Origin of the sequence: Inquilinus limosus, assembly GCF_051487185.1 — a bacterium.
GTDB classification, from domain to species: domain Bacteria; phylum Pseudomonadota; class Alphaproteobacteria; order DSM-16000; family Inquilinaceae; genus Inquilinus; species Inquilinus limosus_F.
In genome coordinates, this window is the sequence record NZ_JAHVDK010000043.1 from 20,290 (window position 1) to 45,633 (window position 25,344).

Annotated in this window: 23 protein-coding genes and 1 tRNA gene; 8 read left to right on the forward strand and 16 right to left on the reverse strand. The window is 69.6% G+C overall.

The genetic code is table 11. The features are described from left to right. Positions 1-3 precede the first annotated feature (3 nt). From KXR53_RS33130 to otnK, 4 genes are read left to right on the forward strand one after another with little or no spacing between them, the layout of a single operon-like run. Positions 4-1,311 carry an MFS transporter gene (locus KXR53_RS33130; RefSeq protein ID WP_437379898.1) on the forward strand — a complete coding sequence of 436 codons (1,308 nt, stop codon included), beginning with the start codon at positions 4-6 and terminating at the stop codon, positions 1,309-1,311. 22 nt (positions 1,312-1,333) lie between these two features. Then, positions 1,334-2,251, forward strand: a complete 918-nt coding sequence (gene ltnD, locus KXR53_RS33135; protein WP_437379899.1) for an L-threonate dehydrogenase — start codon at positions 1,334-1,336, stop codon at positions 2,249-2,251. A gap of 4 nt (positions 2,252-2,255) precedes the next feature. Beyond that, complete coding sequence (gene otnI / locus KXR53_RS33140) at positions 2,256-3,041, forward strand: 2-oxo-tetronate isomerase (protein WP_437379900.1); 786 nt, start codon at positions 2,256-2,258, stop codon at positions 3,039-3,041. A gap of 10 nt (positions 3,042-3,051) precedes the next feature. Next, positions 3,052-4,323, forward strand: coding sequence for a 3-oxo-tetronate kinase (gene otnK / locus KXR53_RS33145; protein ID WP_437379901.1), 1,272 nt, complete (start codon positions 3,052-3,054; stop codon positions 4,321-4,323). A 9-nt stretch (positions 4,324-4,332) separates the two neighbouring features. Here otnK and murB read toward each other — a convergent pair whose 3' ends face one another. After that, on the reverse strand, positions 4,333-5,340 hold the full coding sequence (gene murB, locus KXR53_RS33150) for a UDP-N-acetylmuramate dehydrogenase (RefSeq protein WP_437379902.1): 1,008 nt from the start codon (positions 5,338-5,340) through the stop codon (positions 4,333-4,335). Between the two features lie 176 nt (positions 5,341-5,516). Between murB and KXR53_RS33155 the strand changes: the two genes are divergently transcribed. Both KXR53_RS33155 and KXR53_RS33160 read left to right on the forward strand, forming a co-directional pair. Then, positions 5,517-5,789 carry a BrnT family toxin gene (locus KXR53_RS33155; protein ID WP_437379903.1) on the forward strand — a complete coding sequence of 91 codons (273 nt, stop codon included), beginning with the start codon at positions 5,517-5,519 and terminating at the stop codon, positions 5,787-5,789. Further along, the gene (locus tag KXR53_RS33160) at positions 5,767-6,069 is read left to right on the forward strand and encodes a BrnA antitoxin family protein (RefSeq protein WP_437379904.1); all 303 of its coding nucleotides are present in this window, start codon (positions 5,767-5,769) and stop codon (positions 6,067-6,069) included. Before KXR53_RS33155 ends, KXR53_RS33160 begins: the two co-directional genes overlap by 23 nt. A gap of 15 nt (positions 6,070-6,084) precedes the next feature. On the opposite strand, the gene KXR53_RS33165 is transcribed toward KXR53_RS33160, so the two are convergent. The 9 genes from KXR53_RS33165 to KXR53_RS33205 form a co-directional block, all read right to left on the reverse strand. Further along, positions 6,085-6,801, reverse strand: a complete 717-nt coding sequence (locus KXR53_RS33165) for a DUF1194 domain-containing protein (RefSeq protein ID WP_437379905.1) — start codon at positions 6,799-6,801, stop codon at positions 6,085-6,087. Next, entirely contained in the window at positions 6,798-7,715 is a 918-nt protein-coding gene (locus KXR53_RS33170) for an alpha/beta fold hydrolase (protein WP_437379906.1), read from the reverse strand. The genes KXR53_RS33165 and KXR53_RS33170 overlap by 4 nt, the downstream gene beginning before the upstream one ends. 4 nt (positions 7,716-7,719) lie before the next feature. Continuing rightward, positions 7,720-10,395, reverse strand: coding sequence for a pyruvate, phosphate dikinase (gene ppdK, locus KXR53_RS33175; RefSeq protein ID WP_437379907.1), 2,676 nt, complete (start codon positions 10,393-10,395; stop codon positions 7,720-7,722). Between the two features lie 558 nt (positions 10,396-10,953). Further along, positions 10,954-13,146 carry a glycine--tRNA ligase subunit beta gene (gene glyS / locus KXR53_RS33180; RefSeq protein ID WP_437379908.1) on the reverse strand — a complete coding sequence of 731 codons (2,193 nt, stop codon included), beginning with the start codon at positions 13,144-13,146 and terminating at the stop codon, positions 10,954-10,956. Position 13,147: 1 nt separating this feature from the next. Next, entirely contained in the window at positions 13,148-14,029 is an 882-nt protein-coding gene (locus tag KXR53_RS33185; RefSeq protein WP_437379909.1) for a glycine--tRNA ligase subunit alpha, read from the reverse strand. Between the two features lie 91 nt (positions 14,030-14,120). After that, the gene (locus KXR53_RS33190; protein ID WP_437379910.1) at positions 14,121-14,345 is read right to left on the reverse strand and encodes a hypothetical protein; all 225 of its coding nucleotides are present in this window, start codon (positions 14,343-14,345) and stop codon (positions 14,121-14,123) included. A gap of 8 nt (positions 14,346-14,353) precedes the next feature. Next, positions 14,354-15,193, reverse strand: a complete 840-nt coding sequence (locus KXR53_RS33195; protein WP_437379911.1) for a S49 family peptidase — start codon at positions 15,191-15,193, stop codon at positions 14,354-14,356. A gap of 70 nt (positions 15,194-15,263) precedes the next feature. Next, the gene (locus tag KXR53_RS33200) at positions 15,264-16,013 is read right to left on the reverse strand and encodes a tRNA1(Val) (adenine(37)-N6)-methyltransferase (protein ID WP_437379912.1); all 750 of its coding nucleotides are present in this window, start codon (positions 16,011-16,013) and stop codon (positions 15,264-15,266) included. Next, the gene (locus KXR53_RS33205; RefSeq protein ID WP_026870354.1) at positions 16,006-16,224 is read right to left on the reverse strand and encodes a putative signal transducing protein; all 219 of its coding nucleotides are present in this window, start codon (positions 16,222-16,224) and stop codon (positions 16,006-16,008) included. The genes KXR53_RS33200 and KXR53_RS33205 overlap by 8 nt, the downstream gene beginning before the upstream one ends. A 120-nt stretch (positions 16,225-16,344) precedes the next feature. Between KXR53_RS33205 and KXR53_RS33210 the strand changes: the two genes are divergently transcribed. Together KXR53_RS33210 and KXR53_RS33215 are read left to right on the forward strand one after the other, a co-directional pair. After that, entirely contained in the window at positions 16,345-17,382 is a 1,038-nt protein-coding gene (locus KXR53_RS33210) for a polyprenyl synthetase family protein (protein WP_437379913.1), read from the forward strand. Positions 17,383-17,447: 65 nt separating this feature from the next. Continuing rightward, positions 17,448-17,524, forward strand: a tRNA-Pro gene (locus tag KXR53_RS33215). Between the two features lie 238 nt (positions 17,525-17,762). On the opposite strand, the gene KXR53_RS33220 is transcribed toward KXR53_RS33215, so the two are convergent. The 6 genes from KXR53_RS33220 to KXR53_RS33245 form a co-directional block, all read right to left on the reverse strand. Beyond that, positions 17,763-18,833 (reverse strand): DUF2252 family protein, encoded by a 1,071-nt coding sequence (locus KXR53_RS33220; RefSeq protein ID WP_437379914.1) that lies wholly within the window; start codon positions 18,831-18,833, stop codon positions 17,763-17,765. A gap of 80 nt (positions 18,834-18,913) precedes the next feature. After that, positions 18,914-19,123: a formate dehydrogenase subunit delta gene (locus tag KXR53_RS33225; RefSeq protein WP_437379915.1), complete on the reverse strand. Its 210-nt coding sequence runs from the start codon at positions 19,121-19,123 to the stop codon at positions 18,914-18,916. Beyond that, a complete protein-coding gene (gene fdhD / locus KXR53_RS33230; protein WP_437379916.1) occupies positions 19,120-19,959 on the reverse strand; it encodes a formate dehydrogenase accessory sulfurtransferase FdhD in 840 nt (279 codons plus the stop codon). The genes KXR53_RS33225 and fdhD overlap by 4 nt, the downstream gene beginning before the upstream one ends. 1 nt (position 19,960) lies before the next feature. Beyond that, complete coding sequence (gene fdhF, locus KXR53_RS33235; RefSeq protein ID WP_437379917.1) at positions 19,961-22,807, reverse strand: formate dehydrogenase subunit alpha; 2,847 nt, start codon at positions 22,805-22,807, stop codon at positions 19,961-19,963. Positions 22,808-22,819: 12 nt separating this feature from the next. Further along, complete coding sequence (locus KXR53_RS33240) at positions 22,820-24,388, reverse strand: formate dehydrogenase beta subunit (protein ID WP_437379918.1); 1,569 nt, start codon at positions 24,386-24,388, stop codon at positions 22,820-22,822. After that, entirely contained in the window at positions 24,385-24,876 is a 492-nt protein-coding gene (locus KXR53_RS33245) for a formate dehydrogenase subunit gamma (protein WP_437379919.1), read from the reverse strand. Before KXR53_RS33245 ends, KXR53_RS33240 begins: the two co-directional genes overlap by 4 nt. Between the last annotated feature and the right edge of the window lie 468 nt (positions 24,877-25,344).

The window sequence follows — 25,344 nt, forward strand, 5'->3', positions numbered from 1 at the left end:
AGGATGAGCGCCGAAGCCATGCCGTTGCCGCGCGAAGCGGCGGGAGCGATCGAGAAGCGGGTCTACCGCAAGGTGTTCTGGCGCATCGTGCCGTTCCTGATGCTGTGCTACGTGGTCGCCTATCTCGATCGCGTGAATGTCGGCTTCGCCAAGCTGCAGATGTCGCAGGACCTCGGCTTCAGCGAGGCGGTGTTCGGCCTGGGCGCCGGCATCTTCTTCGTCGGCTACTTCCTGTTCGAAGTGCCGAGCAACGTCATCCTGCACCGGGTCGGCGCCCGGGTCTGGATCGCCCGGATCATGATCACCTGGGGCGTGGTCTCGGCCGCCTTCATGTTCGTACCCTCGGCGCCGTGGTTCTACGCCCTGCGCTTCCTACTGGGCCTGGCCGAGGCAGGCTTCTATCCCGGCATCATCCTGTACCTGACCTACTGGTACCCATCGCATCGCCGGGCCAGGATCATTGCCGTCTTCATGGCCGCGATCCCGGTCTCCGGCATCTTCGGCAATCCGCTGTCGGGCTGGATCATGGACGCTTTCCACGAGGCGCATGGCCTGGCCGGCTGGCAGTGGATGTTCCTGATCGAGGCGATCCCGGCCGTGCTGATCGGCCTCGCCGTTCTGTTCGTGCTGGACAACAGCGTCCGCGAGGCCAAGTGGCTGACCGAGGAGGAGAAGGCGGTGATCGAGCGCGAGATCGCAGCCGATGCCAAGGGCAAGGACAGCCCCACCTCGCTCGGGGCCGTGTTCCGCGACGGCCGGGTCTGGCTGTCCTGCTTCATCTATTTCGCTTTCGTCAGCGGCCAGTACGGCCTGACCTTCTGGATGCCGACCCTGGTCAAAGCAACCGGCGTTACCGGCAACCTCAACATCGGCCTGATCAGCGCTATCCCCTTCCTGTGCGCCGTCGTCGCCATGATCCTGTTCGGGCAGAGCGCCGACCGGCGTCGCGAGCGCCGCTGGCACTTGGTGATCCCGGCCAGCATGGGCGCGGTCGGCTTCGTCGTCGCGGCGACCGCGAGCGACACCGCGGTCGCGATCGCTTTCCTGTCGCTGGCCGCGGCCGGCGTCCTGACCTGCGCGCCCCTGTTCTGGTCGCTGCCCACCGCCTTCCTGCACGGCGCCGCCGCGGCGGCCGGCATCGCCATGATCAACTCGATCGGCAACCTGGCCGGATTCGCCAGCCCCTATGCCATTGGCCTGTTGAAGGACCTGACCGGCAGCACCGAATTCGGCATGTATATGCTGGCGGCCATGCTGGTGCTGGGCGCCGCCGCCGTCCTGACCACCCCCGCGAAGCTCGTCAACCGCTAGGATCCGGACGAGGAGAATCGAAATGACGAAACCGCTTGGCCGCGCCGCCGTGATCGGGCTGGGCTCGATGGGTCTGGGCATGGCTCTGTCGCTGCGCCGGGCCGGATTCGAGGTCGCCGGCTGCGACCTCTCCGCCGCCGCGGTCGAGCGCCTGGTCGCCGCCGGCGGCACCGGCGCCGCCACCCCGGCCGAGGCCGCTGCGGGCGCCGATATCGTGGTCTCTGTCGTGGTCAACGCGGCTCAGACCGAATCGGTGCTGTTCGGCGAGACCGGTTGCGCCGCCGCGATGCCGGAGGGCGCGGTTTTCGTCTCCGCCGCCACCATGGCGCCGGAGGCGGCGCGAAGCCTGGCCGAGCGGCTGGAGGCGACCGGCCGGCACTATCTCGACGCCCCGATCAGCGGCGGCGCCCAGCGCGCGGCCGAGGGCGCGCTGACCATTCTCGCCTCCGGCAGCGCGGCCGCCTTCGCCGCGGCCCGGCCCGCGCTCGACGCCATGGCGGCGAAGCTGTACGAGCTCGGCGACAAGCCGGGCATCGGCGCCGCCTTCAAGATGGTGAACCAGCTGCTGGCCGGGGTGCACATCGCCGCCGCCTGCGAGGCGATCGCCTTCGCCGCCCGGCAAGGCCTGGACATCCGCAAGGTCTACGAGGTGATCACCGCCTCGGCCGGCAATTCCTGGATGTTCGAGAATCGCATCCCGCATGTGCTGGACGGCGACTATGCGCCGCGCAGCGCGGTCGACATCTTCACCAAGGATCTCGGTATCGTCATGGACATGGCGCGCAGCGGGAAGTTCCCGGTGCCGGTGGCCGGCGCCGCCCTGCAGATGTTCCTGATGACCGCCGCCGCCGGCATGGGCCGGGACGACGACGCCTCGGTCGCCCGGCTCTACGCCCAGATCGCCGGCCTCGACCTGCCCGGCGCGAAGAAGGAGGGTTAGACCGATGCCGCGCTTCGCCGCCAATCTGAGCCTGATGTTCACCGAGTGGGACTTCCTCGACCGCTTCGACGCGGCGGCCGGGGCGGGCTTCACCGCGGTCGAATACCTGTTCCCCTACGAGCATCCGCCCGAGGCGATCGCCGAGCGGCTGTCGCGCAACGGCCTGACCCAGGCGCTATTCAATCTGCCGCCGGGCGACTGGGCCAAGGGCGAGCGCGGCCTGGCGGCCCTGCCCGAACGGGCGGGGGAGTTCCGCGCCTCGGTCGCCACCGCCCTCACCTATGCCGAGGCCACCGGCGTCGGCCGCGTGCACATGATGAGCGGGAATGCCGATCCCGCCGATCCACAGGCGCAGCGGGCCTGGCGCGACGCGGTGTCCTACGCCGCTGAGGCCTTCGCCGCCAAGGGCGTCGACGTCCTGCTGGAGCCGCTGAACACCCGCGACATGCCGGGTTACTTCCTGGGCGACTTCAACCGGGCCGCGGCGCTGATCCAGGAGCTGGGCCTGCCGAACCTGAAGCTGCAGTTCGACTGCTATCACCGGCAGATCCTGCATGGCGACGTGACCATGGCGCTGCGCGCGCTGCTGCCGATCACCGGCCATGTCCAGATCGCCAGCGTGCCGGGGCGGCACGAGCCGGATATCGAGGAGCTGAACTATCCGTTCTTGTTCCAGGAGCTGGAGCGGCTGGGCTATGCCGGTTTCATCGGCTGCGAGTACCGGCCCCGCGCCGGCACCCTCGAAGGCCTGGGCTGGTTCGCGCCCTATGCCGGCCGTCGCGAAGGATGAGGAGGAGACGATGACCCTCGTGCTCGGCTGCGTCGCCGACGACTACACCGGCGCCTCCGACCTGGCGAACACCCTGTCCAAGGCGGGCCTGCGCACGGTCCAGACCATCGGCGTGCCGCACGATGACCTGGATCTCCCTGAGGTCGATGCCGTGGTGGTGGCGCTGAAGAGCCGGTCGATCGCAGCGGCCGAGGCGGTGGAGCGCAGCCTGGCCGCGGCACGCTGGCTGCGCGGCCGCGGCGCCGGCCATGTGCTGTTCAAGATCTGCTCGACCTTCGATTCGACCGACGCCGGCAATATCGGGCCGGTGACCGATGCGCTGCGGGCCGAGATCGGCGCCGGGCCGGCCCTGGTCACCCCCGCCTTCCCGGAGACCGGGCGGACGGTCTATCTCGGCCATCTCTTCGTCGGCACCGTGCCGCTGCATGAGAGTCCGCTGAAGGACCATCCGCTGAATCCGATGCGGGATTCGAACCTGGTCCGTGTTCTGAGCCGGCAGAGCAAGGCGCCGGTCGCCCTGCTGCCGCTGGCCACGGTCGAGGCCGGGCCACAGACGGTGCGGACCTATCTCCGCCAGCTCGCGACCGAAGGCGCCGGGGCAGTCATCGCCGACGCGGTGCTGGACCGGCACCTGGAAACGCTGGGCGTGGTGGCGCTGGACCAGCCGGTCTCGACGGGTGCCTCTGGCCTCGGCCTCGGCATCGCCCGGGCGCTGGTCGCCGCCGGCCGGATCACGGCCAAGGGCGCCGGCGAAGCGCCGGCTCCGACCGGCGGCCCGGCCGCGATCCTGGCCGGAAGCTGCTCGCAGGCGACCCTGGGCCAGATCGCGGCGGCGGAGCGGACCATGCCGACGCTGCGGCTCGACCCCGAAGCGCTGGCCACCGATCCCGGCGAGGTCGGACGCACCCTCGCCTGGGCTGTGCGGCAGATGACAGAGGGGCCGGTGCTGATCGCCAGCAGCGCGCCGCCGGAGCAGGTGACGGCGGTGCAGCAGAAGCTCGGCCGCGAGGCCGCCGGCCATGCGATCGAACAGGCGATGGCACGGATCGCCGCCGGCCTGGTGGAGGCCGGCGTGCGCCGCCTGGTGGTGGCGGGCGGTGAGACCTCAGGCGCCGTCGTCGACACGCTGGCCTTGCCCGCCTTCCGCATCGGCGCCGAGATCGCGCCGGGCGTGCCGGTGCTCTATACCGTCGGCCGCGAGCCCGCGATGGTGCTGGCGCTGAAGTCGGGCAATTTCGGCGGCCCGGATTTCTTCGCCCAAGCGCTCGAGGCGATGCCGTAAGGCGCCGCCTCAGAGAATCACCGGCTCCGGCTCCAGCGCCACGCCGTAGGTGGCGCGGACGTCGCTCTGGATCTGTCGGGCCAGGTCGAGGATCTCGGCCCCGGTGGCGCCGCCGCGGTTGACCAGGACCAGCGCCTGCCGGTCGTGCACCGCGGCGCGGCCGACCGCCCGCCCCTTCCAGCCGCAGCGGTCGATCAGCCAGCCGGCGGCCAGCTTCACCCGGCCGTCCGGTTGCGGATAGCCGACGATGCCGGGGAAGGATGCGGCCAGATCCTGGTACTGTGCCGCCGGCACGATCGGGTTCTTGAAGAAGCTGCCGGCATTGCCGATCACCGCGGGGTCGGGCAGCTTCTGCCGCCGCACCGTAACCACCGCCTCGAAGATCTCCGCCGCCGCCACATCCGTCCGGTCGCCGAACACCCGCGCCAGGTCGGGATAGGTCGTCACCGGCGCCCAGGGCCGCGGCAGACGCAGGGTGACGGCGGTGACGATCCAGCGGTCCGGCTCGCGCTTGAACAGGCTATCTCGATAGCTGAACCGGCAGGCCGCCCGGTCCAGCGTGACGAAGGCGCCGGTCGCGATGTCGAAAGCGCGCAGGCTCTCGAACCGCTCCTCCAGCTCCACCCCGTAGGCGCCGATATTCTGGATCGGCGCGGCGCCGACCGTGCCCGGGATCAGCGCCAGGTTCTCCAGCCCCGGCTGGCCCCGGACGATGGTCCAGGCGACCAGATCGTGCCAGACCTCGCCCGCCCCGGCCTCGACCAGCACCGCCGCGCCGTCGCCGATCAGCCTCTTGCCGGGGATGCGCATCAGCAGGGTCAGCCCTTCGAAATCGCCGGTCAGCACGACATTGCTGCCGCCGCCCAGGAGCCGCCGCGGCAGCCCGGCGAAGCGCGGATCCGCCAGCACCGCCGGCAGCTCAGCCGCGTCGCGGATCTCCACCGCATAGCGGCTGCGCGCGGCGATGCCGAAGCTGTTGGCGGATTGCAGGGGATGGTCGGTCAGGACTTGGTGCATAGGGACCGGCTGAAGCCACGACTGTGATGGCAATCTGATAGCACAATGCTCTGAATTTGATGTCATCATGCCACCACCTTCGGAACCATTGAGCGTCAGCCAGCGGCGCTTGCGTCACTCATTTTGTAGCTACGAATTTTCCCGTTCTGGACTTTATTGTAGATACGATATTATCTATGTATATCTGGGATGAGGCCAAGGCCATCAACAATCTCGCGAAGCACGGCGTGGCCTTCGAGGCCGTCTACGACTTCGATTGGGACACGGCGTATCTGGTGGAGGACAGCCGCTTCGATTACGGCGAACAGCGGTCTATCGCCTTCGGCCTGATCGGCGAGGACCTCCATGTCCTGGTCTACACAGTGCGGGACGATCTGGTCCGCGTCATCAGCTTGCGCCGGGCGAACAGGCGGGAAAGGACGCTCTATGGCAAAGCACAGAGTCCGTGATCTGACGGACGCCGAGGACGCGGCGATCCAGCGCGGCATCGACGCGGACCCCGATACGGTCGAGCTCACCGAAGAAATGGTGGTGCGCATGCGCCCGGCAGCCGAGGCGGCTCCGGAGATCGTCGCCGCCTACCGCCGGACCCGCGGGCCGCAGAAGGCGCCGACCAAGCAGCTTGTGTCCCTGCGGCTGGATCGGGAGGTGTTGGAGCGATTCCGGGCCAAAGGTCCCGGTTGGCAGCGCCTGATCAATGATGCGTTGCGCAAGGCGGTCGGGCTCTGACCGATACGCGGCCCCTCACACGATCTCCTCGACGAGTTTGGCGATCAGTGCCTGGACGAAGGTGTCGCGGCTCTCCGCGGTGAGGACGAAGGCGCCGATGCCACCGATCACCGACTGCCGGTAGTAATTCTCCAGCCAATCGTATTCGTCGAGGATGACGAGGGCGTTGACCGTGAGCCCGGCCTTCTCCGCCGCGTCGCGGGCGACGGCGGGGTCCGGCCCGGCGTTGGAGAAGCCGTTCGAGACGATGTCGACGGTCCGGCGCGGACCATCGAAGCCGTTACCCTCGAACAGTTCCAGCGAGTCGAGCACGGCACTGCCGATCGCGGTCGACCCCGCCTCCGCCCCCGCCGGCGCCGCCAGCACCGCCTCGGCAAAGGCATCGGCATCAGCCGCGCTGGAAAGGCGGCGCCAGGGCAGCAGCACCTTCAGGCTGTGCGGGCCGTCGAAGCGGGCCAACGTCACCGCGATGCCGCCGAGCGGGCCGGCGGCGATCGCCGCCTTCACCTTGTCGTCGTGGAAGGCGGCGGCATGGCCGCGGAGCTGGAAGTCGAGCGCGCCCGTGGTGATGCTGGCCGAGGCGTCGACCAACAGCACCAGCTCGAGATCGACCGCCTGCTCTGCCGGCGCCTCGGGGGGCGTCGGTGCGGGAGCTTGTGTCTGGGCCGCGGCCAGGAGCGGCCGGGCCAGCAGGGTGCCTGCCAGCCAGCCGGCGAAATGCCGCCGCTTCATGGCGCCAGCGTCGTCAGAAAATCGTCGGCATCGCGCCAGAAGGCGCTGCGGATGTCGTCGCGTTCCATCAGGATCTCGTGCAGGGCGTCCGGATAGGCAATGACCCTGCAATGGGGCATCTGTCGGGCAACCCGGTGGGATGCGACATTGTCGACCAGCCTCTCGCGCCCGGCCAGCAGCATCAGCACCGGCACACGGATTCGGGGCGCCGCCCGCTTGATCGCCCCTGCCGAGCGGAAGGCCGCGGCCAGCCAGCCCCAGGTGACGCCGGAGACGCGGTACTCCGGATGGTCGCGGAACCAGTCGGCATGGATGCGGTTGCGCACCGGATCGCTGGACAGGAGCCGCCGCGGGTTGAGCATGCGGTCGCCGTCATAGGCCCCCTCGCCCGGCGCGTAGCGGCGGCCATTCCCTAAGGCGGCGGCCATGGGGGAGAGCAGCCGTGCCGCCTGCCGGGCATAGGCCACGGCGATCGGCGCCACCATCGGCGCGGTCAGGATCGCGCCGGCCGCCAGATCCGGCCGGACCGCCAGCAGGCGCAGGGCCATATGCCCGCCCATGGAATGGCCGAGCAGAATCAGCGGCCCCTCCCCCGCCGGCCGTACCACCCGGTCGGCAATCAGCGCCGCATCGTGCACCAGCGGGTCGAAGCTGTCGTAATGGCCGGTCTCGTCCCCCGCCGGAGTACGGGAGGACAGGCCCTGGCCGCGCCAGTCGAAGCCGAAAACGCGAAAACCGCGGGCGACGAACTCGCCCGCGGTCTCGCGGTACTTCTCGATGAACTCGCTGCGGCCGTTCAGGATCAGGACGGTGCCGCGCACCCGACCTTCCGGCTCCGACCACACAGCCCAGCGCAGCCGCGCCCCGTCCGGCGTCGTCAGGACATCGGTGCGGAGCGCGGCGGCGAGATCCATCCGCCTACTCGGCCTTGACCTCGGAGCGCAGCGCCGCCTGGGCCGCGGCCAGGCGGGCGATCGGCACGCGGTAAGGCGAGCAGGAGACGTAGTCGAGCCCGACCGATTCGCAGAAATGGATCGAGGCCGGGTCGCCACCATGCTCGCCGCAGATGCCGAGCTTGATGCCGCTGCGGGTCTTGCGGCCGCGCTCTGCCGCCAGCGACACCAACTCGCCCACCCCGTCACGGTCGAGAGTGACGAAGGGATCCTGCTCCAGGATCCCGGCGCGGGTGTAGTCCGGCAGGAAGGTGCCGGCATCGTCGCGGCTGATGCCGAAGGTGGTCTGGGTCAGGTCGTTGGTGCCGAAGGAGAAGAACTCCGCCGTCTCCGCCAGCTCATGCGCCCGCAGCGCGGCGCGCGGCAGCTCGATCATGGTGCCGACCAGGAAGTCGAGCTTGATCTCCTTCTCCTTCTCCACCGCGGTGGCCACCGCCACGATCGCAGCCTTGAGGATGTCGAGCTCCTTCTTCGAGAAGGCGAGCGGGATCATGATCTCCGGCGTCACCGTCTCGCCGGTCGCGGCCTTGACCTCGGCCACCGCCTCGAAGATCGCCCGCGCCTGCATCTCGTAGATCTCCGGGAAGGAGATGCCGAGGCGGCAGCCGCGATGGCCGAGCATCGGGTTGGTCTCGTGCAGCTGCGCCGTGCGGTGCCGCACCCGGCCGAGATCGACCCCGGCGGTCCGGGCGACCTCCTCCAGATCCTCCTCGGTCCGCGGCAGGAACTCGTGCAGCGGCGGGTCGAGCAGCCGGATGGTCACCGGCAGGCCGGCCATGATGGTGAACAGCTCGACGAAGTCCTGCCGCTGCATCGGCAGGATCTCGGCCAACGCCACCTTCCGCGCCTCCACCGATTCGGCCACGATCATGCGGCGCACGGCGGTGATGCGGTCGGCTTCGAAAAACATGTGCTCGGTCCGGCACAGGCCGATGCCCTCGGCGCCGAACTTGCGCGCGGTGCGGGCGTCGAGCGGGGTCTCGGCATTGGTGCGGATCTTCATCCGCCGCACCTCGTCGGCCCAGCCCATCAGCATGGCGAAGTCGCCCGACAGCTCGGGCTGCACCGTCGGCACCTCGCCCTTCATCACCTCGCCGGCGGCACCGTCGATGGTAATGACATCACCGGCCTTGAGCGTGACACTGCCGACCGAGACGGTCTTCGCCTTCGGGTCGATGCGCAGCTCACCGGCGCCGGAGACGCAGGCCCGGCCCATGCCGCGGGCGACCACGGCCGCGTGGCTGGTCATGCCGCCGCGGGTGGTCAGGATACCGGCGGCGGCATGCATGCCGTGGATGTCCTCGGGGCTGGTCTCCTCGCGCACCAGAATGACCTTCTCGCCCATCTGGGCCAGGGTCTCGGCCTCGTCCGCCGTCAGCACGATCTTGCCGGAGGCGGCGCCGGGCGAGGCCGGCAAGCCGCGGGCGATGACCTCGCGCCTGGCCTTCGGGTCGAGAGTCGGGTGCAGCAGCTGGTCGAGCGCCTGCGGCTCGACCCGGCGCACCGCCTCCCGCTTGTCGATCAGCCCGTCATTCGCCAGCTCGACCGCGATGCGCAGCGCCGCGGCGGCGGTGCGCTTGCCGTTGCGGGTCTGCAGGATGTAGAGGCGGCCTTGCTGGACCGTGAACTCGATGTCCTGCATGTCGCGGTAGTGCTGTTCCAGCTTCTCGCGGACATCGCAGAGCTGCCGGTAAGTCTCCGGCATGGTCTCTTCCATCGACGGCAGGTCGCTGCCCGACGCCTCGCGCGCCACCTTGCTCAGGGTCTGCGGCGTGCGGATGCCGGCGACCACGTCCTCGCCCTGGGCATTGACCAAGTACTCGCCATAGAAGGCGTCTTCGCCGGTCGACGGATTGCGGGTGAAGGCGACGCCGGTGGCACAGTCGTCGCCCATGTTGCCGAACACCATGGCCTGGACGGTGACCGCGGTGCCCCAGCTCGACGGGATGTCGTGCAGCCGGCGATAGGTGATGGCGCGCTGGTTCATCCAGGAGCCGAACACCGCGCCGATCGCGCCCCAGATCTGGTCCTGCGGATCCTGCGGGAAGGGTTTGCCGAGATCGGTCTCGACCACGCCCTTGTACCGGTCGACCAGGGTCTTCAGGTCCTCGGCCGTCAGCTCGGTGTCGAGTGCCACGCCGCGGTCGCGCTTGATGCCCTCGAGCTCGTCCTCGAAGCGGTAGTGCTCCACCCCCAGCACAACGTCGCCGTACATCTGGATGAAGCGGCGGTAGCTGTCATAGGCGAAGCGCTCGTCGCCGGTGCGGGCGGCAAGGCCCAGCACGGTCTCGTCATTCAGGCCGAGATTGAGCACCGTGTCCATCATGCCCGGCATGGAGGCGCGGGCACCGGAGCGGACCGAGACCAGCAGCGGGTTGGCCTGGTCGCCGAACCTGGCGCCGACCAGGCCTTCGATCTGGGCCAGCGCCGCCTGCACCTGGTCCTTCAGATCGTCGGGATAGGTCCGGCCATGGTCGTAGAAATAGGTGCAGACCTCGGTGGTGATGGTGAAGCCGGGCGGCACCGGCAGCCCCAGGACGCTCATCTCGGCGAGGTTGGCCCCCTTGCCGCCGAGGAGGTTGCGCATCTCGGCGCGGCCATCGGCCTTGCCGTTCCCGAAGCCGTAGACCCATTTGGTCATTTCGTTCTTTTCTCCGCCTTGGCGTTCGTGGGAGACGTTGGTCCGATCTTAGACCGGAAACGGCGGAAGCGGTACGCCGGCCCCGGACCGGGCGTGCAGGCCGGCGACGGATAGTCGGCGACGTCAGGGGCCCACGCGGTCGGAATCATCGTACCTCCGCCTAGATCCAGCGCAGCGGGAACAACGGTTTGATCCCTGTGCGTGTTCCGTGTCTTGCACCGCAGCGGGACGATGAAGTCAAGCGCAGAAAAAACCGCGGAATTCCTCAGAGTTTTATCAGTTTGCAATGCAACATGGACGACGATGAAACTGCTAAGGGCGAAGATGAAAATCTGCGCGCATTTGATAAGCGAGCATAGCGAACAATGAGTGTTCGAGGGCTCCGGCGCGTGCATGCCGATGCCGTCTCATCCGTGAAGAAACACGAACGAATCTGTCTCATGCGCGCGGCCGGACCACAATTCACCCGATCGTGGTACCGTTTTCGGCCGCGCGACTGAGATGGAGCTGCGACGCTGAGGCAGGACCGGGTTCGCGAGTGCAAACCCGATCTCTCCATTACCCCTCGACCCGCGAGAAGTCGGCGACGGCGTCCATCGAGTGCGCCAGATCCTCGAGCAGTGCCAGACGGTTGCGGCGCAGCCCCTCGTCCGGGTCGTTGACCAGCACCGCATCGAAGAAGGCGTCGACATCCTGTCGCCAGCCGGCCAGCGTGGTCACCGCCCCGCCGAAGTCGCCGGCCGCCAGGGCCGAGCGCAGAGGCTGCGCATCCGCCTCCAGCCGCTCGAACAGCGCCCGCTCCTGCGCCATGGCGAAGCGGGCGGGATCGACCTCGCCGAAGGCGTCGACCCCGTCCTTCTTGCGCTCGATCCGGACGATGTTGGCAGCACGACGATAGGCCACCAGAAGATTCGCGCCGTCCTCGGTGTGCAGGAACGCATCCAGGGCCTCCACCCGGCCCAGGAGGCGGAGCAGGTCGTCTTCGCCGCTGACAGCGAAGACAGCGTCGATCAGGTCGTGGCGCACGCCCTTCTCGCGCATCGCCACCTTCAGCCGGTCGGCGATGAAGGACAGCAGCTCCTCCACCACCGTGACCTGGTCGCGCAGCGGCGTCGCCGGCGGGCGGCCACCCTGGACCGTCTCGGGGATACGATCGCCCGCGTCGCGCGACTGCTCCATGCGTGCGTAACCCGCAGCCGCCCCGCTCTCATACAGCCGATGGGCGGTGGCGAAGGCCTCGCGCAGCGGCAGGGCGGCGCGATTCTCGACGATCAGCCGGATCACGCCGAGGGCGGCGCGCCGCAGCGCGTAAGGGTCGCGGCTGCCGGTCGGCTTCTCGTCGATGGCGAAGAAGCCGGCCAGGGTGTCGAGCTTGTCGGCCAGCGCCACGGCGATCGAGACCGGCGCGGTCGGGCAGCGGTCGCTCGGGCCCAGCGGCTTGTAGTGGTCGGCAATCGCCTCGGCGACCTCCGCCGGCTCGCCCTGGGCCAGCGCATAGTAGCGGCCCATCAGGCCCTGCAGCTCCGGGAACTCGCCGACCATGCCGGTGGTCAGATCGGCCTTGGCCAGCCGCGCCGCGCGCTCCGCCCGGGCCGGGTCCGCGCCGAGCTTCGACGCCAGCCAAGCGGCCAGCGCCGCCAGGCGCTCGACCTTCTGCGCCACGCTGCCGAGCTTGGCATGGAAGATGATCGGCTCCAGGTCCCGGACGCGGCTCTCCAGCGGGGTCTTGCGGTCCTGGTCCCAGAAGAACCTGGCGTCGGACAGGCGGGCGCGCAGCACCCGCTCGTTGCCTGCGACGACGGTGGTGCCGCCGTCCTTGGTCTCGGTGTTGGCGACCACGGCGAAGCGCGCCGCCAGCTTCCCGTCCGCCCCCTCCAGGGCGAAGTAGCGCTGATGCGTCCGCATCGAGGTGACCAGCACCTCCTCCGGCACCTCCATGAAGGCCTCGTCGATGCGGCCGAGATGGGTCACCGGCCATTCGACCAGCCCCGCCACCTCCTCCAGCAGGCCAGGGTCGTCGCGCAGCACGAGGCCCGCGGCCTTCGCCTGGGTCTCGACCTGCGCCCTGATCAGCGCCTTCCGCTCCTCGCGGTCGAGCACGACATAGGCGTCGCCCAGCTTCGCCTGGTAGTCGGCGAAGCCGGTCACCGTGATCCGCCCGGGCGCCAGGAAGCGGTGGCCGACCGTCGAGTCGATCGCGGCCCTTGCCCCCTCGCCCGAGCCGTCGATGTCGGGCTTGTGCAGGTCGTAGCGGAACGGCACCAGCTTGCCATCGAACAGCGCCAGCACGTGGTGCAGCGGGCGCACCCAGCGCACCACCTCCTCCGCCGCGCGCATCGACTTGGGCCAGGGCAGGCCGAGGATCGCCTTGCGGATCACCTCCGGCAGCAGCTCCGCGGTCGGGCCGCCCGGGATGGTCAGGCTGGCGAACCAGATCTTGCCCTTGGGCGTGTCGCGTTGCTCGCACTGGTCGAGCGTCAGCCCGGTCGACTTCAGGAAACCGTCGATCGCCTGCTGGGGTGCGTCGACCCGCGGGCCCTTGCGTTCCTCGACCACGTCGGGGCGGGCCGCCGGCAGCCCGTCGACCACCAAGGCGAGGCGCCGCGGCGTGACCAAGGCCTCGGCGCGGTCGAAGCTGAGCCCAGCCGCCTTCAGCGCGTCGGTGACCAGCGACTTCAGATCCTCCGCCGCCCGCGCCTGCATGCGGGCCGGGATCTCCTCGGAGAAGAGTTCGAGCAGGAATTCGGCCATGTCAGGCGGCGTCCAGCCAGAGTCGGCAGCAGGCCCGGGCGAGGTCGCGCACGCGGCCGATATAAGCGGCGCGCTCGACCACGGAGATCACGCCGCGGGCGTCGAGCAGGTTAAAGGTGTGGCCGGCCTTCAGGCACTGGTCATAAGCCGGCAGCGCCAGGCGGCGATCCAAGAGGGACCGGCACTCGCGCTCCGCATCCTCGAAATGGCGCAGCAGGACGGCGGTGTCGGCGTGCTCGAAGTTATAGGCCGAGTATTCGCGCTCGGCCCGCAGGAACACGTCGCCGTAACGCTTGGCGCCTGGCGTCTGCGGATCATTGAACGGCAGGTCGTAGACGCTCTTCACGTCCAGGAGATACATCGCCAGCCGCTCCAGCCCGTAGGTCAGCTCGACCGGCACCGGGTCGCATTCGATGCCGCCGACCTGCTGGAAATAGGTGTACTGGGTCACCTCCATGCCGTCGCACCAGACCTCCCAGCCGAGACCCCAGGCGCCGAGCGTCGGGTTCTCCCAGTCGTCCTCGACGAAGCGGATGTCGTGGAGTTCCGGGTCGATGCCGAGGGCATAGAGGCTCTGCAGATACAGGTCCTGCGAATCCGCCGGCGCCGGCTTCATCAGCACCTGAAACTGGTAATAGTGCTGCAGCCGGTTCGGGTTCTCGCCGTAGCGCCCGTCCTTCGGCCGGCGCGAGGGCTGGACATAGGCGCAGTTCCACACCCGATCGGGGCCGAGCGAGCGCAGCGTCGTCGCCGGATGCGAGGTGCCGGCACCGACCTCCATGTCGTAGGGCTGCAGGATCACGCATCCCTGGGCGGCCCAGAAACTCTGCAGCCGTAGGATGATCTCCTGGAAACTCTTCGGGGGTGGGGCGACCGTCGGCATGTCTCGGGCTGGCGCTGAAGGAAGGCCGCGCACCATAGGGCGCCAGACGTGAGGCTTCAAGCGGGGGAGCGCCGAACCGGCGCTTCCACTCCTATCTCTCGCAGCGATGCCCGAGGCCGTCGGCGTGGTAGGCGCCGCACCGGGGGCAGCGGACCAGGTCCTCGGCCCCCTTCACGGCCGGCCGGGACCGGTGCTGCTGCGACAGCGCATCACGCCGGGCGGCCGCCTCGCGGGCCATGCCGACGCGGCGGAGCATGCCCATCAGCCAGAGCACGCCGACCACCAGAGCGACCGCGACGAAGATCTTGCCGAGCATAGGCGTCCTTACAGCCCGTAGCGGGACCAGAGCAGCCGATCCTCCACTGCGCCAACGGCGCTGTCCATGGCGGCGGCGGCCAGGCTGTCGGCCCGGGTCAGGCGGCGCAGCCAGCCGGTCGGCTGCTGCACAAGCTTCAGCCGCACCTTCGGCCCGAACTTGGCGCGCAGCACGGCATGGGCATGGCCGATGCCATCGACGAGGCCGAGCGCCCGGCCCCTAGCCCCGGTCCAGAACTCGCCGTTGAACAATGTGGCATCGTCCGCCGTCAGCCGCCCGCCGCGGCGGGCGCGGATATGGGCGATGAAGGCGGCGTGGATCTCGCGCTGCAGCTCCTCCAGCTTGGCCACGTCCTCCGGCTTCTCGGGCTGGAACGGATCGAGGATCGCCTTGCGCGTGCCGGCCGTGTGCACCCGGCGCTCAACCCCGACGCGCGCGATCGCGTCCTGGAAGCCGAAGCCCGCGGAAACCACGCCGATCGAGCCGATGATCGAGGCGTCGTCGACCCAGATCTCGTCGGCGGCGCAGGCCAGCCAATAGCCGCCCGAGGCGGCGACGTCCTCGACGAAGGCGTAGACCGGCACCTTCTTCTCGTCCGCCAGGTCGCGGATGCGGCGTGCGATCAGCGAGGACTGCACCGGCGACCCGCCGGGGGAGTTGACCAGCAGCGCCACTGCGGCCAGGCGCTTGGCGCTAAAGGCGGCGGCGATCGGGCGGGCCAGCTTCTCCATCGACAGGCCCTGGACCAGGAAGCCGCGCCCGCCGCCGATCACGCCGCGCAGCGCCAGCACGGTCACCAGCGGTGTGTCGCCGCGGCCGAGGAAGGAAAGTCGGGACAGAAGGCCCATGGATGCGCTCTCGATCGGTTGCCGTCGGCAGGATATGGCCCGCCGCAGCGCGATTGCAAAAGGCCCTGCTTCAAAGATGGAGCGGCGTCGCGTCGCGCAGCACCGCCTGCGCCGCTGTCGTGAAGCTTCCGTCGGCTTCATGCAGCACCAGCCCGGCCGCGAGCACGGCGGGCGATCGGCCGCCCCGCCGCGCCTGCACCAGCACCCGCCGCGCCGCCTCCCCGGCCCTGGGCCAGAGCGGGAACAGGGTCAGCGAGCCGAAGGCGGGCCGCAGCGCGGCGCAGATCTCGTCGATCCGGTCGGCACGGTGGATCAGGGTCAGCCAGCCGCGCGGCTTCAGCGCCCGCGCCGCGGCGGCGACCCAGCCCGCGAGATCGAGCCCGCCCTCGACATTCGCCGCGGCCTTGACCGGATGGCCAGAGGCGCGGCCGCGGCCCGGCGGCAGGAAGGGCGGGTTCATCATCGCCCGGTCGAAGGGCGCGCCCGGGACCGGATCGGCGACGCTGCCCTCGACGATCGCGGCGCGGCCAGCCAGCCCGTTCAGCTCGAGATTGTCGCGCGCCAGCGACGCCAGGCCGGGGTCGCGCTCGACCCCGGTGACCGAGACCTCCGGACAACGCGCGGCGAGGCAGAGCAGCGCCGCGCCGACGCCGCAGCCGAGATCGACCACGCGCTCGCCGGGTCCGGCCGGCACCGCGGCGGCCAGCAGCACCGGGTCGATCGCGGCGCGGTAACCGTCGCGCGGCTGCAGCAGGCGGACCCGCCCGCCGAGCAGCCGGTCCTCGCCGGCCGGGGCAGTTCCCGCCTGCCCCTCAGGCATCGGGCAGGCTTTCCCCCGCGGAGAGCAGAACGTAGCGCGCTCTGGTCCAGTCCTCGGCCGCCACCATCAAGCGGCGCGGCAAGATGCCCAGGCTTCCTTCCAGCACCGATGTGTGCATATCAAGGATGATGCTTTCGATCCGCGCATCCGCCAGCAGCGCCGTCAGAAAGGACAGCCGGACCGGGTCATTGGTTCGCAGAAGCTCTTTCACGGGGCCGATTTCTCGTCTATGCAGCGCACACACGGGTCATGGTGACACAATCCGGTCCGGATCGCCGCATCTGCTGCAGGCCGGAGCCGGAGATCGGAAGTCGATGTTGAGGAGCCGGGCTTGACCGCCAGTCTTGGAGCGACGAGAGCCGAGTCCCCGCCGCCGGAGCCGGCCGCCGACGCCGGCGCCCTCGACCGCCTGACCGCCCTCGTCGCCGGGGATCTGGAAGCGGTCAATACCCTGATCCTGGAGCGGATGCAGAGCTCGGTCGAGCTGATCCCGCAGCTCGCCGGCTATCTCATCGCCTCTGGCGGCAAGCGCATCCGGCCGGTCCTGACCCTCGCCTCGGCCCGGCTCTGCGGCCATCCCGGCCGCCGCCACATCGGCCTCGCCGCCGCGGTCGAGTTCATCCACACCGCCACCCTCTTGCACGACGACGTGGTCGACGAGAGCGACCTGCGCCGCGGCCAGGCCTCGGCCAACGTCGTGTTCGGCAACCAGGCCAGCGTGCTGGTCGGCGACTTCCTGTTCTCCCGCGCCTTCCAGGTGATGGTCGAGGACGGGTCGATCGACACGCTGCGCATCCTGGCCAATGCCTCGGCCGTGATCGCCGAGGGCGAGGTGCTGCAGCTTTCGGCGGCGCACGACACGGTGACCAGCCGCGACACCTATCTCCGGATCATCCGCGCCAAGACGGCGGAGCTGTTCGCCGCGGCCTGCGAGATCGGCGCCGTGGTCGCCGACCGAAGCCCGGCCGAATGCGCCGCCATGCGCGACTTCGGCACGGAGCTGGGCATCGCCTTCCAGATCGTCGACGACGTGCTGGACTATTCCGCCCGCCAGGCCCGCCTGGGCAAGACCATCGGCGATGATTTCCGCGAGGGCAAGATCACCCTGCCGGTGATCCTGGCGGTGGAGCGCGGCGGCGAGGAGGAGCGCGGCTTCTGGCGCCAGACGCTGGAGGAGGGCCAGCAGAGCGAGCAGGATCTCGACCACGCCGTGGCCCTGCTGCAGCGCCACGACGCGCTGGCCGACAGCATGGCGGCGGCACGCGCCCATGCCGAGAATGCCATCCGGGCGATTCGCCTCCTGCCTGTCTCGCCGATGCGCAAGGCTTTGGAGGACGTGGTCGAGTTCGTGGTCGAGCGGGATTTCTGACGGAACTGCGACACAGGCCTTGCAGCCCCCCGCCAGTCTCGCTATAAGCCCATCCGCCGGTGCGACGGAGTGTAGCTCAGCCTGGTAGAGCGCTACGTTCGGGACGTAGAAGCCGGAGGTTCGAATCCTCTCACTCCGACCATTTCCAAACCGGTTCCACGGCGCCTTCCCGAGGCGCCGTTTTCGTTTGTGCTCTCCGACCATGGAAAAGAAGCCGGCCCGGTTGCGGTGCGGGCCGGCCTTGAAGTGGAGCAATGGAGTCAGTCCGGCGAAGCCTTCGCCGGCCACCCCGACCGGGTCGAGGCGGTAGTCGGAGTGTCCGCGATCCGGGACCGGCCCGACACCCCCATTTGGGAGGGCGTGCATGATTTCGGACGCCCTTACCGCCGTCTCCGCCACTCCACCCGATCCTGCCGCGTCGCCTCGGCCACCTTGCCGGCGGCATCGCGCAGCCAGGCCGGCTTGCGCGCCTCGAGATCAGCGGCGATGGCGCGGGCGCGCGAGCGGCGGGCGGAGTGGAGATTGGCCAGCTCCGCCCCCATCGCGGTGAGGAGGCGGCGCGCTGGGCCGTGATCGGCCAGGGCCGGGAAGTCGAGCTTGCGGCTGTTCGGTGCCAGGCGGCGGACGACGATGCCCTTGCGCGCCTTGAGCCAGGGGTCGGGAACGCGGAACCTGCCGGAGGCGATCTCGGCGAAGCGGATCTTGCGGTCGCCGCCCCGGACCAGCGACCAGGCGGATGGCAGCAGCGGCTTGGCCTCGCGCGCCACCGGTCCGCCATGCCAGTCGGCGATGGCGACCCAGCGCGGCCGGCCGAGGCTGCCGATCCCCGCCGTCCGCCGGGCGGTGACGACGGCGAGATCCGGATCGGGCATCGCCGCGGCCAGCGCCTCGCGACAGCCGCGCGGCGGCGATTCGCGCGGCAGGTCCTCCAGCTCCGCCCAGAACCGCTCGCGCCTCTCGTCGCTCGCCACCACCAGGTCGCGCAGCCACAGGTGCCGGCGTTCCAGCACGAAGGCGCCGGGCGCCCGCAGCCCTTCGACATAGCCGCCGAGGATCGCGGCGCAGACCTCGTCGGCCGAGACCGAGCGGTCGCGGCTGCGCGCCAGGAGGGCGCTGGCGGCGAGGCGGACGAGGTCCAGCGCATAGGGCGTCTCCGCCGCCTCGTCGAAGTCGTTGACGCCCCAGACCAGCCGCCCCTCGGCGTCGCGCCACAGTCCGAAATTGCCGATATGGGCGTCGCCGACCGCGACCACCCGCGGCGCGTCCATCAGGCCCGGGCACAGCTCATGTGCGGTTTCGGCCCAGCGGAAGCAGGTGGCGCGCAGGAAGAGGAAATCGCTGTCCTCCATCTTCCGGTGCTTCCGGTCGAGATCGGCCTGGACGAGCTGCCGGCCGAGCTGGTCCTCGAGCCAGAACTCGTAGCGCTTGACCGACGCGGTGATGGACCCCATGGAGACCCCGGCGCTGCACCGCGGCCATCATAACCGGCCGCGGCTCGCCGTCCACCGCTGCGCAGGGCTTCGCTGCAGGCTCAGCGTGGCAGGGTCTCCACCGCCTCCACCACCAGAGGGTTCAACTCGGTGTTCTTCGCCGCTACCTTGGCGCGGATCTGCTCCTTCATGCGCGGCTCCCAGAAGTCCTGGATATGCTTGCGCACCCCGGCCACCGCCTCCTCCTTCGGATAGGCGGCGAAGAAGCCGGCGATCTGGTTCGCCATGCGGGTGATCTTGTCGGCGCTCATGCCTCGACCTTGGCTGGAAGCAGTGGGGAGAAATCGGTGTAGGCGGTCATCGCGTCGCCGCGGGCGAAGGCGACCAGGGTGACCCCGGCCGCCTTGGCCGTGTCGATGGCCAGCGTCGTCGGCGCCGAGATCGCGATCACGATCGGGATGCCGGCCGCCGCCGCCTTCTGCACCATCTCGAAGCTGCATCGGCTGGTGATGACGCAGAAGCCCTGCCCGGCGTCGATGCCGGCCCGGGCCAGGGCGCCGACCAGCTTGTCGAGCGCGTTGTGCCGGCCGACATCCTCGCGCACCAGCCGGATCCGGCCGTCGCGATCGGCCCAGGCGGCGGCATGGACGGCGCCGGTGCGGCTGCGGATGTCCTGGAACGCGTCCAGGTCGTGCAGCGCCCGGCGGATCGCCGCCCGCTCCACCTCGATCGGCTTCGGGGCGCGGCGCTTGCGGCCGTGCAGGGTGTCGAGGTCGCTGGTGCCGCAGATGCCGCAGCCGGTCCGGCCGGTGATGTTCCGCACCTTTTGCAGCATCTGGGCGAAATGGGCACCGCGCAGCGCCATCCGCACCTCGACGCCACGTTCCTCGTCGGCAATGACCGCCTCGATCGTCAGATCCGCTGGCGCCTCGGCCAAGCCTTCGGTCAGGCTGAAGCCGAGGGCGAAGTCCTCGAGGTCGGCCGGCGACGCCATCATCACGGCATAGGACAGGCCGTTGTAGACCAGCGCCACCGGCACCTCGGCCGCGACCACCTCCTCCACCGGCTCGGCCCGGTCGTCCCGGGTCAGCCGCCGGGCCGGCAGGCGCAGATCGGTCGCCGGGAGTTTGGTGGGGGGCAGGGCCATGCTACTCCGCCGCCTCCTGCGGCTGCTCGATCCGGATCGTCTTCTCGCGCAGCTCGCGATAGGCGATCTGCCAGTCGGAGAGGTGGTTCACCCGCCGCACCTGCACCGCCGTCACCTTGTATTCCGGGCAGTTCGTGGCCCAGTCGGAATAGTCGGTGGTGACCACGTTGGCGCCGGTCTCGGCATGGTGGAAAGTGGTGTAGACGACGCCTGGCTGCATCCGGTCGGAGATCCTGGCCCGCAGACTGGTCTCGCCCGACCGGCTGGCCAGCGCCACCCAGTCGCCGTCGCGGATGCCGCGGTTCTCGGCATCGGACGGGTGGATCTCCAGCACGTCCTCGTCGTGCCAGGCGACGTTGTCGGTGCGCCGGGTCTGAGCGCCGACATTGTACTGGCTGAGGATGCGGCCGGTGGTCAGCACCAGCGGGAAGCGCGGGCCCGTGCGCTCCTCGGTCGGCACGAACTCGGTGATCATGAACCGGCCCGAGCCGCGCACGAAGCGGTCGATATGCATGATCGGCGTGCCCTCGGGCGCCGCGTCGTTGCACGGCCACTGCACCGAGCCGAGTTCGTCCAGCCGCTGATAGGAGACACCCTTGAAGGTGGGCGTGGTCCGGGCGATCTCGTCCATGATCTCGCTCGGGTGGCTGTAGCGCATCGGATAGCCCAGCGCCTCGGACAGCATCATCGTCGCCTCCCAGTCGGCATAGCCGGCCTTGGGCGGGATGGCGCGCCGGACGCGGCTGATCCGCCGCTCGGCATTGGTGAAGGTGCCATCCTTCTCGAGGAAGGAGGAGCCGGGCAGGAAGATATGGGCGTAGCTGGCGGTCTCGTTCAGGAACAGGTCCTGGACGATGACGCATTCCATCGCCGCTAGGCCGGCGGTGACGTGCTTCACGTCGGGGTCGGACTGGGCGATGTCCTCGCCCTGGATGTAGATGCCCTTATAGGTGCCCTCGACCGCGGCATCGAGCATGTTCGGGATGCGCAGCCCCGGCTCGGAGGACAGCGGCACGCCCCACATCTCCTCGAAGATCTGCCGCGTCGCGTCGTCGGAGACGTGACGATAGCCCGAGAATTCGTGCGGGAAGGACCCCATGTCGCAGGAGCCCTGGACGTTGTTCTGGCCACGCAGCGGGTTCACCCCGACGCCGCGCCGGCCGATGTTGCCGGTCAGCATGGCCAGGTTGGCCATGCCCATGACCATGGTCGACCCCTGGCTGTGCTCGGTGACGCCGAGGCCGTAATAGATCGCGCCGTTGCCGCCGGTGGCGTAGAGCCGCGCCGCCGCTCGCACCTCGGCCGCCGGCACGCCGGTGATCTCCTCCACCGCCTCCGGCGCATGGCGCGGATCGGCGATGAAGGCGGCCCAGCGCGAGAACTCCTCGAGATCGCAGCGCTCGCGGATGTAGTCGTCCGCCGCCAGCCCCTCGGTCACGATCACATGCGCCAGAGCGTTGACGATCGCGACATTGGTGCCGGGCTTGAGCTGCAGATGGTAATCGGCCTTGACGTGAGCCGACTTCACCAGGTCGATGCGGCGCGGATCGACTACGATCAGCCGGGCGCCCTCTCGCAGCCGGCGCTTCATCCGGCTGGCGAAGACCGGATGCGCATCGGTCGGGTTGGCGCCGATCACCACGATCACGTCGGATTCGTCGACGCTGTCGAAATCCTGGGTGCCGGCCGAGGTGCCAAAGGTGGTCTTCAGGCCGTAGCCGGTCGGCGAGTGGCAGACCCGGGCGCAGGTGTCGACATTGTTGTTGCCGAAAGCCGCCCGGATCATCTTCTGGACGAGGAACGTCTCCTCGTTGGTGCAGCGCGAGGAGGTGATGCCGCCGATCGCGTCGCGGCCATAGGTGGCCTGGATCCGCTTCAGCTCGGAGGCGGCATAGGCGATCGCCTCCTCCCACGACACCTCGCGCCAGGGATCGGTGATCTTCTTCCGGATCATCGGCTTGGTGATCCGGTCCCGGTGGGTGGCGTAGCCCCAGGCGAAGCGGCCCTTGACGCAGCTGTGGCCGTGATTGGCCTTGCCGTCCTTGTACGGCGTCATCCGCACCACCTCGGTGCCCTGCATCTCGGCCTTGAAGGCGCAGCCGACGCCGCAATAGGCGCAGGTGGTCACCACCGAATGCTCCGGCTGCCCGGCCTCGATGATGCTGTTCTCCATCAGCGTCGCGGTTGGGCAGGCCTGGACGCAGGCGCCGCAGGAGACGCATTCGCTGTCCTTGAAGCCGTCATCCTGGCCGGCCGAGACGACGGAGGCGAAGCCGCGCCCGTCGATGGTCAGGGCGAAGGTGCCCTGCACCTCCTCACAGGCCCGGACGCAGCGCGAGCAGACGATGCACTTGGTCGGGTCGAAGGTGAAGTACGGGTTGGAGGTGTCCTTCTCGCCGACCAGGTGGTTGGCGCCGTCATAGCCGTAGCGCACCTCGCGCAGCCCGACGACGCCGGCCATGTCCTGCAGCTCGCAATCGCCGTTGGCGGCGCAGGTCAGGCAGTCCAGCGGATGGTCGGAGATGTACAGCTCCATCACGTTCCGGCGCAGCTTCGCCAGCTTCGGCGACTGCGTCCGCACCTTCATCCCGGGCTCGACCGGCGTGGTGCAGGAGGCCGGCGTGCCGCGCCGTCCCTCGATCTCGACGACGCAGAGGCGGCAGGAGCCGAAGGCTTCCAGGCTGTCGGTCGCGCACAGCTTCGGGATCGCGGTCTCGACCTCCGCCGCCGCGCGCATCACCGAGGTGCCGGCCGGCACGGTCACGGTCTGGCCATCGACCTCCAGCGTCACCAGGATCGGCGAGGTCCGCGCCGGGGTCCCGAAATCCTGTTCCTTCACGAGAGCCATTCGATGGCCTCCTTACTCCGCCGCCTGCGCCGGGGCGGGCGCGTGGTCGAAATCCTCGGGGAAATGGGTCAGGGCGCTGAGCACCGGATAGGGGGTGAGGCCGCCGAGGGCGCAGAGCGAGCCGTCGAGCATGGTCTCGCAGAGGTCCTCGAGCAGCGTCAGGTTGCGGCCGAGCTCGTGCCCGCCGGTATCCCGGTTGGCGATGATCTTGTCGATCACCTCGGCGCCGCGGGTCGAGCCGATGCGGCAGGGCGTGCACTTGCCGCAGCTTTCGACGGCGCAGAACTCCATGGCGAAGCGGGCCTGGACGGCGAGGTCGACGCGGTCGTCGAACACCACAACCCCGCCATGGCCGAGCATGCCCTTCTTCGCCGCCATCGCCTCGTAGTCGAGCGGCGTGTCGAGCAGGCTCTCGGGGAAATAGGCGCCAAGCGGGCCGCCGACCTGCACCGCGCGTAACGGCCGGCCGCTGGCGGTGCCGCCGCCGAACTCCTCGATCAGCTGGCGCAGGGTCAGGCCGAAGGCGACCTCGACCAGCCCGCCGCGTTTGACATTCCCAGCGAGTTGCAGCGGCTGGGTGCCGCGCGACCGGCCGGTGCCGTAATCGGCGTAGAAGGCGGCGCCCTTGTCGAGGATGATCGGCACCGAGGTCAGCGACAGCACGTTGTTGATCACGGTCGGGCGGCCGAACAGGCCTTCGATCGCCGGCAGGGGCGGCTTCGGCCGGACCATGCCGCGCTTGCCCTCCAGGCTCTCCAGCAGCGAGGTCTCCTCGCCGCAGATATAGGCGCCGGCGCCGACCCGGACCTCGAGGTCGAAGCGCTTGCCGCTGTCGAGCACGCTGGGACCGAGCAGGCGGCGCTGATAGGCGATGTCGATCGCCGCGTTCATCGCCGCCACCGCTGCTGGGTATTCCGAGCGGATGTAGATGAAGCCCTTGGTGGCGCCGGTGGCGATGCCGGCGATGATCATGCCCTCGATCAGGAGGAAGGGGTCGCCCTCCATGATCATGCGGTCGGCGAAGGTGCCGCTGTCGCCCTCGTCGGCGTTGCAGACGACGTATTTGCGGTCGGCCTCGGCCTGCAGCACGGTGCGCCACTTGATGCCGGTCGGGAAACCGGCGCCGCCGCGGCCGCGCAGGCCGGATGCCGTGACCGTCTCGACGATCGCGGCCGGCTCCATGGCGAGCGCGTTGCGCAGGCCCTTCAGCCCGTCATGCGCCTCGTAGTCGTCGAGCGACAGCGGGTCGGTGATGCCGCAGCGGGCGAAGGTCAGGCGCTGCTGCCGGGCGAGATAGGGGATCTCCTCCGGCCGGCCCTGGCGCAGCGGGTGGTCGCCGTCCTCGGCGAAGCCGGCGGCGAACAGGCCGGGCACGTCTTCCGGCGCGACCGGGCCGTAGCCGATGCGGCCATCCCGGGTCTCGACCTCGACGAAGGGCTCCAGCCAGAGCAGGCCGCGCGAGCCGTTGCGGACGAGCTGCAGCTCGATGCCGCGGGCGGCAGCCTCGGCCTGGATCGCGCGGGCGACGTCGTCGGCACCGACCGAAATTGCGGAAGCGTCACGGGGGACGAAGACCTTCACGGCGTCGCCTCCCCCCAGCCTTCCATCTTGTCGACGATGCGGTCCAGCCGCCGGGCGTCGACCCGCCCGACCAGCTCGCCGTCGGCCATGGCCGAGGGGGCGCAGGCGCAATTGCCGAGGCAGTAGACCGGCTCGACCGTGATCCGCCCGTCCGCCGTGGTCTCGTGCAGGCCGATATCGAGCCGCCGCCGCAGATGCTCGGCCAGGTCGCGCGCGCCCATCGACTGGCAGGCCTCGGCCTGGCACAGCTTCAACACATGGCGGCCCGCCGGCTCGCGCCGGAAATCGTGATAGAAGGTGATGACCCCGTGCACCTCGGCGCGGGACAGGTTCAGCGCGTCGGCGAGCAGCGGCACCGCCTCGCGCGGCACATGGCCGAAGATCGACTGCAGGTCGTGCAGGATGGGCAACAAGGGCCCTTCGGTCGCACCGTGCGATGCGATCACGTCACGCGCCAACTCGGCGTCCCAGCCCCGGCGTTCGGGCATCCGTTCCACTCCCTTTTCGGGTTCGTTGGACCGGGCGGCCCCGTGGTTGCCTCCCGATAAAATTTAGGATGGCCGGGGACGTATACCAGATTCAAATACAAAGCCCGGATGGATCGATAAACAGGATTTATTAACTGGCATTGACTGTCCTGCCCTCCCCGGCCAGCGCAGTCTTCACAAACATCGCTCAGCAGACGCGTCATCGCGAGGCGCGCAGCGCCGTGGCGATCCAGATGCCGGTGCCGCTGGATTGCCACGCCCTTCGGGCTCGCAATGACGATTCATGGTCGGGACACCAGTCTCGGCGAACGGCACTCAACTGCTGTCCAGCTTCGCGGGCCTGGATGGCGGGCGGCCGTCTTCGGGCGCGTCCGGCTGTTCAGGCCAGCCGTGTCCTGCCTTGAGATCAGCGGCGACGGTCGTGCCGTCACCGGCCGAGCCGGCGTTGTCGTTGGCCCCGGCGACATC